The 14,463-nt window shown below is 47.5% G+C and carries 14 protein-coding genes; 12 read left to right on the top strand and 2 right to left on the bottom strand.

Annotated features, from left to right (window positions below; all coding sequences use genetic code 11):
• Positions 1-18: 18 nt before the first annotated feature.
• The gene (locus B2751_RS05865; protein ID WP_023467431.1) at positions 19-180 is read right to left on the bottom strand and encodes a YqzM family protein; all 162 of its coding nucleotides are present in this window, start codon (positions 178-180) and stop codon (positions 19-21) included.
• 100 nt (positions 181-280) lie between these two features.
• On the opposite strand from B2751_RS05865, the gene holA reads away from it, so the two are divergent.
• Complete coding sequence (gene holA / locus B2751_RS05860; protein WP_023467432.1) at positions 281-1,282, top strand: DNA polymerase III subunit delta; 1,002 nt, start codon at positions 281-283, stop codon at positions 1,280-1,282.
• Between the two features lie 12 nt (positions 1,283-1,294).
• Positions 1,295-1,738 carry a GNAT family N-acetyltransferase gene (locus B2751_RS05855; protein ID WP_035409297.1) on the top strand — a complete coding sequence of 148 codons (444 nt, stop codon included), beginning with the start codon at positions 1,295-1,297 and terminating at the stop codon, positions 1,736-1,738.
• 127 nt (positions 1,739-1,865) lie between these two features.
• On the opposite strand, the gene rpsT is transcribed toward B2751_RS05855, so the two are convergent.
• The gene (rpsT, locus tag B2751_RS05850) at positions 1,866-2,126 is read right to left on the bottom strand and encodes a 30S ribosomal protein S20 (protein ID WP_023467434.1); all 261 of its coding nucleotides are present in this window, start codon (positions 2,124-2,126) and stop codon (positions 1,866-1,868) included.
• Positions 2,127-2,358: 232 nt separating this feature from the next.
• On the opposite strand from rpsT, the gene lepA reads away from it, so the two are divergent.
• The 10 genes from lepA to B2751_RS05800 all read left to right on the top strand — a co-directional run.
• Positions 2,359-4,182, top strand: coding sequence for a translation elongation factor 4 (lepA, locus tag B2751_RS05845; protein ID WP_035409294.1), 1,824 nt, complete (start codon positions 2,359-2,361; stop codon positions 4,180-4,182).
• Between the two features lie 64 nt (positions 4,183-4,246).
• Positions 4,247-5,386 (top strand): radical SAM family heme chaperone HemW, encoded by a 1,140-nt coding sequence (gene hemW / locus B2751_RS05840; protein ID WP_290773627.1) that lies wholly within the window; start codon positions 4,247-4,249, stop codon positions 5,384-5,386.
• A gap of 326 nt (positions 5,387-5,712) precedes the next feature.
• Positions 5,713-6,747: a heat-inducible transcriptional repressor HrcA gene (hrcA, locus tag B2751_RS05835; protein WP_035409289.1), complete on the top strand. Its 1,035-nt coding sequence runs from the start codon at positions 5,713-5,715 to the stop codon at positions 6,745-6,747.
• Positions 6,748-6,771: 24 nt separating this feature from the next.
• Complete coding sequence (grpE, locus tag B2751_RS05830) at positions 6,772-7,329, top strand: nucleotide exchange factor GrpE (protein ID WP_290748740.1); 558 nt, start codon at positions 6,772-6,774, stop codon at positions 7,327-7,329.
• A gap of 48 nt (positions 7,330-7,377) precedes the next feature.
• Positions 7,378-9,204: a molecular chaperone DnaK gene (gene dnaK / locus B2751_RS05825; RefSeq protein ID WP_035398411.1), complete on the top strand. Its 1,827-nt coding sequence runs from the start codon at positions 7,378-7,380 to the stop codon at positions 9,202-9,204.
• 132 nt (positions 9,205-9,336) lie between these two features.
• The gene (gene dnaJ / locus B2751_RS05820) at positions 9,337-10,443 is read left to right on the top strand and encodes a molecular chaperone DnaJ (RefSeq protein ID WP_023467442.1); all 1,107 of its coding nucleotides are present in this window, start codon (positions 9,337-9,339) and stop codon (positions 10,441-10,443) included.
• Between the two features lie 25 nt (positions 10,444-10,468).
• Complete coding sequence (gene prmA / locus B2751_RS05815; RefSeq protein ID WP_290773487.1) at positions 10,469-11,416, top strand: 50S ribosomal protein L11 methyltransferase; 948 nt, start codon at positions 10,469-10,471, stop codon at positions 11,414-11,416.
• Positions 11,417-11,420: 4 nt separating this feature from the next.
• A complete protein-coding gene (locus B2751_RS05810; RefSeq protein WP_290773484.1) occupies positions 11,421-12,167 on the top strand; it encodes a 16S rRNA (uracil(1498)-N(3))-methyltransferase in 747 nt (248 codons plus the stop codon).
• 5 nt (positions 12,168-12,172) lie between these two features.
• Complete coding sequence (mtaB, locus tag B2751_RS05805) at positions 12,173-13,507, top strand: tRNA (N(6)-L-threonylcarbamoyladenosine(37)-C(2))-methylthiotransferase MtaB (RefSeq protein ID WP_023467445.1); 1,335 nt, start codon at positions 12,173-12,175, stop codon at positions 13,505-13,507.
• 525 nt (positions 13,508-14,032) lie between these two features.
• Positions 14,033-14,463 (top strand): pseudouridine synthase (locus B2751_RS05800; RefSeq protein ID WP_290773624.1); only part of this gene is annotated, 431 nt, incomplete at its 3' end.

Genomic DNA, 14,463 nt, shown 5'->3' with positions numbered 1-14,463 from the left:
AGGTTGCTGTTTTACTGATTATAGACTTAAGAACTTAATTGCGACACCGATGATGAACAAGACTGCGAAGAAGCCGAATGATGCACCAAAACCAACGGCAGAGTCGAGCGCATCGTTGCGTTTTGATTGAATATCGTTCTCGAACGCGTTTTCACTTGGTGGGCGTACTGAATGTGCCATGCTGCATTCCCCCTTAATAGATTCCGCTTCTAGTATAGCGGAATAAAAGAGGATTATCTATGATGAAGTTAAGAACAAACTGTGAAATGTGGTGGGAATGATGAAAACTCCTTGGCTCGTCAACGGAAAATTAGCAAATTTATACTTATTATATGGAACGGAACGACATCTGTTAGAAGAATGGGAACGTGAAATCGTGAAAGCGGCTCTTCCGGACGGAGAACGCTTTGATTATATGAAAATCGATTTGAACGACCAACCGCTTGATGCGGTGCTTGATGAAGCAGAGACGGTGCCATTCTTGAGTGACTACCGTGTCGTCGTTGCAAAACCTGCAACGTTTCTGACAGGAGCAAAAGATAAAAAACAACATAACCTCGAACGGTTAGCAGATTATATCCTACAACCGGCAGACTATGCGGTCGTTGTCTTGATTGTCGAAGCAGAAAAGCTCGATGAACGAAAAACCGTCGTTAAACGATTGAAGGAGCGCGCGACGGTGCTGGAGGCGAAAAAACCGACGACCGAAGAGCTGTTCCGCTTCGTCCTGGATGCCGTCAATGACAAAGGGTACCGGATGGAACGTCCGGCGATCGAGCGGCTTATTTTCCTGACTGCTGAGATGTGGGGGACATTAGCGCACGAACTGGAGAAGTTGATGTTGTTCGCAGGAGATCGACCGACGATCGAAATCGAGGATGTCGATTTGTTGGTTCCGCGGACATTAGAGGACAACGTTTTTCAATTAACGGACTACTTGATGAAGCGTCAACTCGAACCAGCAATCCGTTTGATTCGTGACCTTGAAAAACAGGGACAGGAAGTGTTGGCCCTTCTTGGGCTGATGGCACGGCAATATCGGATGATGCTGTTATCGAAACGATTAGCAGAACAAGGATACGGAGAACGACAAATCGCATCGAAAGTCGGAGCCCATCCCTATGCGATCAAATTGGCATTACAATCTGCGAAGAGGTTTACCTTTGCGCAGCTCGAGCAAGCACTCATCGCCATCACGACGACGGATGAAGGCATGAAGACGGGGCGCGGTGATAAGAAGATTCTATTCGATGCGTTGATCGTTCGCTTAGCGACACTATAGAGGAGGAGAATGATGATGGAAGTCCAGCTCATAACAGCAGAAGAAGTCATCCCATTACGGCATGAAGTGTTGCGTCCGCATCAACCACGTGAAGCGTGTGTTTATCCAGACGATGCGCGTGCCTCGACGTTTCATCTCGGCGGGATAAAAGCACAACAAATTGTCGCGATCGGTAGTTTCTCGGAACAATCACATGAACAAGCGCCAGGAGCGACGTACCAACTTCGTGGCATGGCGTCGAGTGAACAAGTGCGTGGTGAAGGATATGGTCGGGCGCTGATCGAAGAAGCCCGTCGTCTCTTGAAAGAACGACAAGTGACAGCTTGGTGGTGTAACGCCCGCGTTACGGCCCTTCCTTTTTATGAGCGTCTTGGACTAGAACGTGTTGGAGAACCGTTCCTCATTGAAGGAATTGGTCTTCACTATGTCATGATCGACCGTCTAGACGACAACTAAGACAACAAATGGCGGACGAAGGAATCGTTTCACACGAGTCCTTCGTCCGCCATTTCACATCATATAAAAAAATCGCCACTGGAGATACCTCCTAGTGGCGACCCATCACCGTATTCTTCGGAAAGAATTAAAGTGCGTTTACGAGTTTAGCGAGACGTGATTTGTCACGACCAGCTTTGTTGCTGTGGATGAGACCTTTAGCAGCAGCTTTGTCGATTTTTTTAGAAGCTGTAGCGAAAGCAAGGACCGCTTGGTCTTTGTTACCTTCAGCTGCGAAAGTTTCGACTGCTTTAATCGCTGAACGCATTGCCGATTTACGTTGTACGTTAGCGACGCGGCGTTTTTCAGCTGTTTTAACGCGTTTGATTGCTGATTTAATGTTAGCCATGGATGATTCACCTCCAATAAAACTCATTCGAGATTTATATTCGCATATCTGCAGTTATCGTTCAACAGAACAAACACAATTGTAGCAAACGTTTTTCTTAAAAGCAATACGACGTCTAGGGAATCTTCACATTTTGTTTTTCGGGTAAAACAAAACGAGATAGTACAGTGAAGCGCTTTTTGGTATAATGAACCGTATGTACGTTTGAAAATAAGGTAAGGTGACTCTAAACATGACGAATGAAGACCGTTTAAAGCGGCAGAAGAGTATTCGTAACTTCTCGATCATTGCCCATATCGATCACGGGAAGTCGACACTCGCTGACCGGATTTTAGAAAAAACTGGCGCGTTGACATCGCGCGAAATGAAAGATCAGACACTTGATGCCATGGATCTCGAACGTGAGCGTGGCATCACGATTAAACTCAACGCTGTTCAATTGAAGTATACAGCAAAAGACGGGGAAGATTACATTCTTCACCTCATTGATACACCTGGACACGTCGACTTCACATATGAAGTCTCGCGTTCACTTGCAGCTTGTGAAGGGGCTGTCCTCGTCGTCGATGCGGCGCAAGGAATCGAAGCGCAGACGCTTGCGAACGTTTACTTAGCACTCGACAACGATCTCGAAATCCTTCCGATCATTAATAAAATCGATTTACCTTCTGCGGATGTCGAACGCGTCCGTCAAGAAATCGAAGATGTCATCGGACTCGATGCGTCTGAAGCTGTTCCGACTTCTGCGAAGGCAGGGATCGGCATTGAAGAAATTCTCGAACAAATCGTCGAGAAAGTACCAGCGCCGACGGGTGATCCGTCTGCACCACTCGAAGCATTGATCTTTGACTCCTATTATGACGCTTACCGTGGTGTCGTAGCATCGATTCGAATCGTCAACGGAACAGTTAAAGTCGGCGATAAGATTCGGATGATGTCGACAGGTAAGGACTTTGAGGTTCTGGAACTTGCCGTTGCGACACCAAAACCATTACGTCAGCAAGAATTGACGGTCGGTGATGTTGGAACGTTGTCTGCTTCGATCAAAACGGTCGGCGACGTACGTGTCGGGGATACGATTACGCTTGCGAAACAGCCAGCTGCTGAAGCGCTGCCGGGATACCGTAAGATGAATCCGATGGTGTACTGTGGACTCTATCCAATCGATGCTGCGAAATACAACGATTTACGAGAAGCGCTTGAAAAACTACAACTTAGTGACGCGGCGCTTGAGTTCGAACCAGAGACATCACAAGCACTCGGATTCGGATTCCGTTGTGGATTCCTCGGGATGCTCCACATGGAAATCATCCAGGAGCGGATCGAACGTGAATTCAACATCGATATGATCACGACGGCACCGTCCGTTATCTATCACGTGACGACGACAGCGGGTGAAGTCTTGCATGTTGATAACCCATCGAAGATGCCGGATCAGCAAAAAGTTGAATTCATTGAAGAGCCGTTCGTTAAGGCTGCTGTCATGACACCGAATGATTACGTTGGTGCAATCATGGAGTTGTGTCAGAAGAAACGCGGAACATTCGTCGATATGCAATACATCGATACGACACGTGTCAAAATCACCTATGAATTGCCGTTATCTGAGATCGTCTACGATTTCTTTGATCAGTTGAAATCGAGTACAAAAGGATATGCGTCACTTGATTATGAATTGATCGGCTATCAACAGTCGCGTCTCGTCAAGATGGATATCCTTCTTAATAACGAAAACGTCGATGCGCTCAGCTTCATCGTTCACCGTGACTTCGCGTACGAACGTGGAAAGGTCATCGTTGATAAGCTGAAGGAATTGATTCCGCGGATGCAGTTCGAAGTGCCGATTCAGGCAGCAGTCGGAACAAAGATTGTCGCGCGTTCGACGATTAAAGCATTACGGAAGAACGTTCTCGCGAAATGTTACGGGGGAGACATCTCTCGGAAACGGAAGTTGCTCGAGAAGCAAAAAGAAGGTAAGAAACGCATGAAGATGGTAGGCTCAGTAGAGGTACCGCAAGAAGCCTTCATGTCCGTTCTATCTATGGACGAAGATTAAACAGGTGGGGGGCGCTTGCGTCCCCTTTTTGGTTTTTATAGAGAAAGGATGAGGCGAAATGGGAATACGCGCCGCATATGTCCACATCCCTTTTTGTGAACATATTTGTTACTACTGTGATTTCAATAAAGTCTTTTTAAAGAATCAGCCCGTCGATGAATACCTCGATGCGCTTGAACGCGAAATCGAACTGACGCTGAAACAATACCCGACAGATCATCTCGAGACGATCTTCATTGGTGGTGGCACACCAACTGCTTTGAATGAACCACAGATGCAACGTTTAATGGAAATCATTCAAAAGCATTTGTTGCCACTAACAGGTGACGATTTAGAGTATACGGTCGAGTCGAATCCGGACGGTGTATCGGAAGAGAAACTTGATATCATGAAGACAGGTGGTGTCAATCGTGTCAGTTTCGGTGTCCAATCGTTTGACGATGGTTTGCTCGAACGCATCGGTCGAACGCACCGGGAAGCGAAAGTCGCGCAGACGCTCGATGCAGCAGCGAAACGATTTAATAACATCTCCGTCGACTTGATGTTCGGATTACCGAATCAGACGCTCGATCAGGTCCGCTACGACGTTACACGGGCGCTACAATTACCGATTACGCATATTTCATCCTATTCATTGATTTTAGAACCACACACGGTTTTTGCGATTCAAGAGCGAAAAGGAAAACTACCGCTACCGACGCAAGATCTCGAGGCAGAGATGTATCAAGTGATGATCGAAACGATTGAAGCAGGTGGTTATGCACAGTATGAGATCTCGAACTTCGCAGAAGTTGGAAAAGAGAGTCGTCATAATCGCGTCTACTGGGAAAACGATGAGTACTACGGATTTGGTGCAGGCTCACATAGCTATATCAATCAGACGCGTCGTGCGAACATCGCACCGATTCCGCACTATATCAAGGCGGAAGGGTTACCGGTTCGAAAAGAGACGCCGTTGACGAACGTTGAGCGGATGGAAGAAGAGATGTTCCTCGGTCTTCGAATGAAGGACGGCGTATCGCTCGAGCGTTTCCAGGAGAAGTATGGAGTAGCGTTTAAAGATGTATTTGGTGAAGTCATGAAACGGTTGTTGCCAAACGGTCTCGTCGAGCAGACGGAGACACATATCCGTTTGACGCCAGCCGGAATTCCGCTAGCGAACGAAGTCTTTGCAGAGTTCATTGGTGAAGCGCAAGTACAATGACATAAGAGTAGCTGAAATCAATGAAAATGAGAGAAGCGGTGTTTCCCAAATGTGGAACACCGCTTCTCTCATTTTTTCGACTTCCTTAAAAAATACGCAGTCGTTCCGATGACCGCGATGAACAGCCAGACAAAGACTCCCGCCATTGCCAATAATTCAATCATCCGATTCATCCTTTCCGTTCTTTGTTTCACTGTATCGCAGAATGGGAAACTGTTCAAAGGGTCACGCAATTCGGTTGACATCGGGCGGACAATTCCTTATAGTAAAAGATGTAATTAGCACTCGTTAAAAGTGAGTGCTAACAAAATAAGGTGGTGAAGAAGGTGCTGACGGATCGTCAATTGTTGATTTTACGTGCAATCGTCGATGATTATATCAAGACTGCTCAACCCGTCGGCTCACGGACGCTCTCAAAACGAGACGACGTGACGTTCAGTTCCGCGACCATTCGTAACGAGATGGCGGACCTCGAAGAGATGGGTCTGATTGAAAAGCCACACACTTCCGCAGGACGGATTCCTTCCGAACTCGGATATCGTTTTTATGTCGACCATCTGATTCGTCCGGAAAACATCACACCAAAAGAAGCACAGGCATTGAAGTCACTCTTTGCCCATTCCGTGAATGAGAATGATCGGTTGATTCGGCACACAGCAGACCTGTTGAGTGATTTAACCCATTACACGACACTTGTACTTGGACCGAAAGAAGACGGACAACGACTGCATCATCTAGAATTGATTCCTCTTGCCGAGGGTCGTGTCGTCATCGTTCTCGTCACAGAGACGGGACATGTTGAACACAAGACATTGCAATTGAATCAAGCGTTGTCCCAGGAAGCAGCGAGCCGACTGATGGAACGTCTGAACCAGACGTTGCGCGGTACGCCGCTCTCAGCCTTACGCAGTCGTCTGCTTGAGGAAATCCGTCGCTTCCGTTCAGAGCATTCTGAGCAGACGGTATTGCTCTCGAAAGCACTTGATCTCGTCTTGACGGATCAAGAGGAGCGACCGTTCATTTATTTGGGCGGGAAAGCCAACATGTTCGATCAGCCTGAATTTCAGGACGTCGCAAAACTACGACCTGTTCTCGAACTGATCGAACAGCAAGAAGCTGTTCTCGATTTCCTACGACCGAATCTCGATAATCAAATCTTGATTACGATCGGGAGTGAGAACAATATGGATGCATTAAAAGATTGTAGCGTCATCCGGGCCCATTATTCGGTCGACGGTGTCTCAATTGGGACACTCGCATTGATCGGACCGAAACGGATGGATTACAACCGGGGAATCAACTCGATCATCCATCTACTTCAAGCATTCCAAACCGAATTGCATAAGAACAATTTGGATTGAATATAGAAAGGGGCTCGATTCAGAGTGGAAGAAAAAGAACAGAATCAAAACCTCCAACAAGAAGAAAACGTGACAGAGCCGACTGAAACCGTCGAAGTCACAGAAGAAGAAGTCATCCAAGCGGATCTCGTCGAAGACGAGAAGCCGGACTTCGAAGCACAACTCGCAGAAGCAAAAGCTTCAGAATTACGCCTCCGTGCGGATTTTGAGAACTTCAAGCGTCGTAACCGTGTCGAAGCAGAGAACCGCGCGAAGTATTCTTCACAAGCGATCGTCGAAAAGCTGTTGCCACTCGTCGATAACTTGGACCGGGCGCTCCAAATCGAGACGGAAAACGAGGAGACGAAATCTGTCTTGACGGGTGTCGAGATGGTAAAACGTCAACTCGTCGAAACGCTTCAAAATGAAGGCGTCGTCGAGATTCCAGCTGTCGGTGAAGCGTTCGATCCGAACTTACACCAAGCGGTCGTTCAAGAAGCGAGCGAAGAACACGCATCAGGTGTCGTCATCGCTGAATTCCAAAAAGGGTACAAATTGCACGATCGTGTGATTCGTCCGAGTATGGTTAAAGTAGCTGAGTAATCAGCCTGTACTTCATTATTCCAATCATTGAAAGCGAGGAAATAGATCATGGCAAAAATCATCGGTATTGACTTAGGTACAACGAACTCATGTGTTGCAGTAATGGAAGGTGGCGAACCCGTCGTCATCGCTAACGCAGAAGGAAACCGTACGACACCATCTGTCGTCGCATTCAAAAACGGTGAGCGTCAAGTAGGGGAAGTTGCAAAACGTCAAGCAATCACGAACCCGAACACGATCATGTCGATCAAACGTCATATGGGTACAGACTATAAAGTAGAAGTTGAAGGCAAAGACTACACACCACAAGAAGTCTCTGCGATCATCCTTCAAAAATTAAAAGCGCAAGCAGAAGACTACCTCGGTGAAAAAGTCACAGAAGCTGTCATCACAGTACCGGCTTACTTCAACGATGCAGAACGCCAAGCGACAAAAGACGCTGGTACAATTGCTGGTCTTGATGTAAAACGGATTATCAACGAGCCTACAGCAGCAGCGCTCGCTTACGGTCTCGAAAAAGGCGAAGATCACACGATCCTCATCTATGACCTTGGTGGCGGTACGTTCGACGTGTCGATCCTTGAGCTCGGTGATGGCGTCTTTGAAGTAGTTTCAACTGCAGGTGACAGCCGTCTTGGTGGAGATGATTTCGACCAAAAAATCATCGATCATCTCGTAGCAGAATTCAAAAAAGAAAACGGCATCGATCTTGCTCAAGATAAGATGGCGCTTCAACGTTTGAAAGATGCAGCTGAAAAAGCGAAAAAAGACCTTTCAGGTGTTTCTTCAACACAAATCAGCCTTCCGTTCATCACAGCTGGCGCATCAGGTCCACTTCACTTGGAAATGACGCTCTCACGCGCGAAATTCGACGATCTCACAGCAGATCTCGTTGAACGTACGATGGAACCAACACGCCGTGCTATGAACGATGCAGGTCTGACACCAGACAAAATCGACAAAATCATCCTCGTTGGTGGTTCGACTCGTATTCCTGCAGTTCAAAAAGCAATCCAAGACTTCACTGGTAAAGAGTCGTTCAAAGGGGTTAACCCGGATGAAGTCGTTGCCCTCGGTGCAGCGGTTCAAGGTGGCGTATTGACAGGAGACGTCAAAGACGTCGTTCTTCTCGACGTAACTCCACTCTCACTCGGTATCGAGACAATGGGTGGCGTGATGACGAAATTGATCGATCGTAACACAACGATCCCAACTTCGAAATCACAAGTCTTCTCGACTGCAGCAGACAGCCAACCAGCTGTTGACATCCACGTCCTCCAAGGGGAACGTCCAATGGCAGCAGATAACAAAACACTTGGTCGCTTCCAATTGACGGACATTCCGCCAGCACCACGTGGTGTGCCACAAATCGAAGTTAAATTCGACATCGACGCGAACGGTATCGTTAACGTTTCTGCGAAAGATCTCGGAACAAACAAAGAACAGTCGATCACGATTCAATCATCAAGCGGTTTGACTGAAGCGGACATCGAGCAAATGGTCAAAGATGCAGAAGCAAACGCGGACGCAGACAACAAGCGTAAAGAAGAAGTCGAATTACGCAACGAAGCAGACCAACTCGTCTTCGCAACAGATAAAGCAATCAAAGACCTCGGTGAGCAAGTCGCTGACGCTGATAAAGAAAAAGCAGAAGCTGCAAAAGAAAAAGTAACAAAAGCTCTCGAAGGAACAGACATCGAAGCAATCCGTTCTGCAAAAGACGAATTGTCGACAGTCGTCCAAGAGTTGACACAAAAAGTCTACGAGAACATGGCACAGCAACAAGCGGGCGCTGAAGGCGCACAAGCTGGTGGTCAAGACGACAACGTCATGGACGCTGAGTTCGAAGAAGTCGACGAGAAAGACAACAAGTAATTCATCCGACCGATTTTTCGGGCGCTAGAGAGAGCCAAAGCGTATCCGCGCTTTGGCTCTTTCCATGTCGCACGAAGTTCGGTAAAATCAAACAGTATGAAATGAATCGGAATAGAGAGAGGAAGACTGCACGTGGAAAAACGCGATTATTATGAAGTACTAGGCGTCGCGCGCGATGCCTCATCAGCGGAAATCAAACGCGCGTACCGTAAGCTTGCCCGGACGTACCACCCGGACGTCAACAAGGAAGCGGATGCGGATGCGAAATTCAAGGAATTATCGGAAGCGTATGAAGTGTTGTCCGATGACAATAAACGAGCACGTTACGACCAATTCGGTCACCAAGATCCATCACAAGGTGGCGGTGGATTCAGTGGAGCTGAAGGATTTGGCGACATCTTCGACATGTTCTTCGGTGGCGGACGTCGTCAAGATCCAAATGCCCCACGTAAAGGACAGGACTTACAATACGTCGAGGAAATCGACTTCATGGAATCGGTCACAGGCGTCGAGAAGACGATCACGATCCCAGTCGAAGAAGATTGCGGTACATGTCATGGTTCGGGTGCTAAACCAGGAACACATCCAGAAACATGTAAACGATGCGGTGGTTCGGGGCACATCAACGTCGAACAAAACACGATGTTCGGTCGTGTCGTCAACCAAACGACGTGTTCGACGTGTCATGGGCGTGGACAAATCGTCAAGGAGCCATGTGAAACATGTCGTGGAGCCGGTCGTGTCCGTAAAAACAAAGATGTCCGTGTCAAAATTCCAGCAGGGATCGACAATGGGCAACAAATCCGCTTAGCAGGCAAAGGGGAAGCCGGTGTCAACGGTGGACCAGCAGGTGACTTGTATGTCGTCGTCCGTGTCGCAGCACACGAACTGTTCGAACGTGTCGATGATCATATCGTCATGGATATGCCACTTACATTCGCACAAGCAACACTCGGTGATGAGATCGAAGTACCGACCGTTCATGGCAAGGTCAGTCTGAAGATTCCAGCGGGCACACAGACAGGATCACGTTTCCGTCTCCGCGGAAAAGGGATGCCGAACGTCCGTTCCGGTCATCATGGTGATCAATACGTCAACGTCGTCGTCATCACACCGAAGAATCTGACGGAACGTCAAAAAGAACTATTACGGGAATTCAATGAAATCAGCGATGAAAAAGGTGTCGAAGAGCAACACGAAGGTGTCTTCAGCCGGATCAAGACATTCTTTACAGGGTGATCACTACAGAGGAGCGTGACAAGAAATGAAATGGTCAGAGATCTGTGTCCATACGACACAAGAAGCCATCGAAGCAGTTTCAAACATCTTACATGAAGCGGGAGCAAGCGGAGTCGTCATCGAGGACGTCGAAGATTTCGAGATGATGTCCCACCGCGAAGATAACTTCGGTGAAATTTGGGATGAGACGAAACGGGACGAGTACCCGACTCAAGGTGTACTCGTGAAGGCGTATCTTGCAGAAAGCAGCGATTTGACGGACACGATCAAAGGCATCGAACAGGACATCCAACAGTTGACGAACTTCGGTCTGTCGATTGGTACGGGTGCTGTCACGCTGACTCAAGTAGATGAAGAAGACTGGGCACATTCATGGAAACAATTCTATAAGCCGGTCAAAATCAGTCGTCATCTGACGGTCGTCCCAATGTGGGAAGATTATACACCACAACCGGATGAAAAGATCATCGAGCTCGATCCAGGTATGGCGTTCGGAACAGGAACACACCCGACGACGGTCCTCTGCATTCAAGCGATTGAGAACTACTTGCAAGAGCAAGACCGTGTCGTCGATGTCGGAACGGGATCCGGTGTCTTAGCGATTGCAGCAGCGAAGCTTGGGGCAAAAGATGTCTTTGCACTCGATTTAGACGAAGTCGCTGTCAAATCAGCGACGGAAAACGTCGCTTTGAACAACGTCAGTGAGCAGATCACGGTCCGTCAAGGCGATTTGATGAAGGAATTGAGTGAGCCGGTCGAGTTGATCGTCGCGAATATCTTAGCGGAAGTCATCCTCCTCTTCGTCAAGGATGCCTATACGCTGACGTTACCAGGCGGGCATTTCATCGCTTCCGGTATCATTAGTCAGAAGAAAGATATGGTCGTACAAGCGATGCAAGAAGCAGGATTTACGATCGTCGAGACGACGAAGCTTGAGGACTGGGTCGCAATCATCGCGAAACGGGAGGGGTAAACGCATGCAACGGTATTTCGTCGAGCCTTCGATGCGTCAGGGAGATGTTTTTCATTTCCCGAAAGATGATGCACACCATATGAAAAACGTCATGCGGATGGAAGTCGGCGGAGAGATTCTCGTGCTCGATGGGACAGGTCTTTACCGGTGTCGCCTTGAAGCACTCGAGAAACAGGCAGCTTCTGCCCGTATCGAAGAGACGCTACCGATCGAGACGGAGTTACCGATTCGTGTGACGATCGCCCATGGATTGCCAAAAGGCGATAAGATCGAACTCGTTGCCCAAAAAGCAACGGAACTCGGGATCCATCATCTACGGATTTTCGAAGCCGACCGTTCCGTCTCGAAATGGGATCAGAAGAAGGTTCCGAAAAAGATTGAACGACTCGAAAAAATCGTCAAGGAAGCAGCGGAACAATCGTACCGTGCCCACTTGCCGACGGTCGACTTCGTGGCGTATGATGAAGTCTTACAGGATGCATCGAACTATACGGCTTGTCTGGTTGCCTATGAAGAATCAGCGAAACAAGGGGAGGCTTCCGTCCTCGCTACGACGCTTGCTGGACTGCAAGAGGGAGATTCCCTTCTTGTCGTCATCGGACCTGAAGGTGGGTTCGCTGAAGCAGAAATCGCACGTTTGACGGATGCCGGTTTTAAACAAGCCGCTCTAGGGCGCCGCATCTTACGGACGGAAACGGCACCATTTTATGTCCTTTCCGCCGTCTCGTATCATTTTGAATTGAAAGGGTGAACGAAATGGCAACTGTTGCCTTTCAAACGCTTGGCTGTAAAGTCAACCATTACGAAACAGAAGCTGTCTGGCAACTGTTCAAGGACGCTGGTTACGCACGCGTTGATTTTGCTGATCATGCGGACGTTTATGTCGTCAATACATGTACGGTCACGAATACCGGAGATAAGAAAAGTCGCCAAGTCATCCGACGGGCGATTCGCCAAAATCCGGATAGTGTCATCTGCGTAACGGGCTGTTATGCCCAAACATCTCCTGCTGAAATCATGGCGATTCCTGGCGTCGATGTCGTCGTCGGAACACAAGATCGGCATAAAATGATTGGATACATCGAACAATTCCGTGAAGAACGCATGCCAATCAATGCGGTCGGAAACATCATGAAAGCAAAAGTCTATGAAGAACTGGATGTACCGGCCTTTACGGACCGGACACGGGCTTCTCTGAAAATTCAGGAAGGCTGTAACAATTTCTGTACGTTCTGTATCATCCCATGGGCGCGTGGTCTCATGCGGTCTCGTCAACCAGAAGATGTCTTGAAGCAAGCACAACAGCTCGTTGATGCGGGTTATAAAGAAATCGTCTTGACGGGCATTCATACAGGTGGCTACGGAGAAGACTTAAAAGACTACAACTTAGCGAAATTACTTAAAGCACTCGAATCCGTCAATGGACTTGAACGCTTACGCATTTCGTCGATCGAAGCTAGTCAAATCACGGACGAGGTACTTGATGTCCTGAAGGATTCGCCGATCGTCGTTCGTCACTTGCACGTTCCGATCCAGTCGGCTTCCGATACGGTCCTTCGCCGGATGCGCCGGAAGTATACGATGGCAGAATTCGGAGAACGGATCACGCGTCTGAAGGAAGTCCTGCCTGACTGTGCGATCACATCGGATGTCATCGTTGGTTTCCCAGGTGAGACGGAAGAAGAGTTCATGGAAACGTTCAACTTCATCAATGACCATAAGTTCAGTGAGTTGCATGTCTTCCCGTACTCAAAACGGACAGGAACACCCGCTGCGATGATGGATGATCAAGTCGAGGAATCGATCAAAGAAGAACGCGTCGCGCGTTTGATCGCCTTATCGGATCAACTCGCAAAGGAATATGCTTCGAAATACGAAGGGGAACTGCTTGAGATCATTCCGGAAGAATTCTCGGAAGAAGCAGGCGGTCGTCTCGTCGGTTATACGGATAACTATTTGCGTGTTGCAATCGAAGGCGATGAGTCGATGATCGGACAACTCGTTCGTGTCAAAATCACGAAAGCCGGTTATCCGATGAACGATGGTCAATTCGTTCGCATCATGCAGACATTAAAAGACGCTGCGGTCTAATGATTCGTAAAAGCGGTCTTGGTATACGTATATAAGAAAACAGCCTCGAAATAGGGGCTGTTTTCTTACGTTACTATAGAGGGTGCTTTAGATTTTTAAAACAACTTGTAATCGATTCATTTTAGAAAATGATTTTATGTTATGGTTTCTATAAGTAGATGATTACCAGAAATAAAGCCTTGTAACAGTGGCATATTACTTCACATACAAAGGAATTTTCCAAAATGAAAACAAACGGATTATCAGTTCTATCAGTCACCTTAACAGTATTGATGTTCATCGTTTTATTTAATCAAGATGCAGTTGCGCATAGTTCAATCATTTTGGTCGTGCTAATAATAAGTATTACTTGTTTGACGTTTTTAAACATAGATAAGAAAAAACAATGAATCAATCATTGCTTTGAAGACTAAGGACGACATGCATTGCTTTTCTTACTTAGAGAAGCATCGCATGTTATTTTGTTTTCATTTCAGGAATGCGCTACACTGAATACAGTTCAATTAAGGAAAGAGGATATCATTCATGCGAATCAACAAATTCATTAGTGAAACGGGCTTTTGCTCAAGGCGTGCTGCCGATAAATTAGTCGACGCAGGTCGTGTGACGATCAACGGTCTGACGGCAGAACTCGGCTCGCAAGCTGAAGAGACGGACGTCGTCGAAATCGACGGTCAACCACTTCAAACGAAACCAAAACCTGTCTACATCGTCTTAAATAAACCAGTCGGCATCACATGTACGACGGAGCTTGATATCGAAGGAAACATCATCGATTTCGTCAACCATCCGAAGCGGATTTTCCCGATTGGTCGTCTCGATAAGGATTCAGACGGTTTGATTCTGTTAACGAATGACGGTGATGTCGTCAACCGGATCTTACGAGCGGAAAACAATCACGACAAGGAATATATCGTGACCGTCGACGCACCGATTACGGATACGTTCATTCAAGG

The organism is Exiguobacterium sp. UBA6282, assembly GCF_002440475.1.
Lineage (GTDB): Bacteria > Bacillota > Bacilli > Exiguobacteriales > Exiguobacteriaceae > Exiguobacterium_A.
Note: the sequence above shows the minus strand (reverse complement) of the source record. Positions and strands in the feature narration are given on the sequence as shown.

What these genes read in the sequence shown, in the direction of transcription:
- B2751_RS05865 (WP_023467431.1), bottom strand. Translation starts at nt 180, where the DNA reads ATGGCACATTCAGTACGCCCACCAAGTGAAAACGCGTTCGAGAACGAT.
- mtaB (WP_023467445.1), top strand. Translation starts at nt 12,173, where the DNA reads ATGGCAACTGTTGCCTTTCAAACGCTTGGCTGTAAAGTCAACCATTAC.
- dnaK (WP_035398411.1), top strand. Translation starts at nt 7,378, where the DNA reads ATGGCAAAAATCATCGGTATTGACTTAGGTACAACGAACTCATGTGTT.
- B2751_RS05855 (WP_035409297.1), top strand. Translation starts at nt 1,295, where the DNA reads ATGATGGAAGTCCAGCTCATAACAGCAGAAGAAGTCATCCCATTACGG.
- holA (WP_023467432.1), top strand. Translation starts at nt 281, where the DNA reads ATGAAAACTCCTTGGCTCGTCAACGGAAAATTAGCAAATTTATACTTA.
- B2751_RS05810 (WP_290773484.1), top strand. Translation starts at nt 11,421, where the DNA reads ATGCAACGGTATTTCGTCGAGCCTTCGATGCGTCAGGGAGATGTTTTT.
- lepA (WP_035409294.1), top strand. Translation starts at nt 2,359, where the DNA reads ATGACGAATGAAGACCGTTTAAAGCGGCAGAAGAGTATTCGTAACTTC.
- prmA (WP_290773487.1), top strand. Translation starts at nt 10,469, where the DNA reads ATGAAATGGTCAGAGATCTGTGTCCATACGACACAAGAAGCCATCGAA.
- rpsT (WP_023467434.1), bottom strand. Translation starts at nt 2,126, where the DNA reads ATGGCTAACATTAAATCAGCAATCAAACGCGTTAAAACAGCTGAAAAA.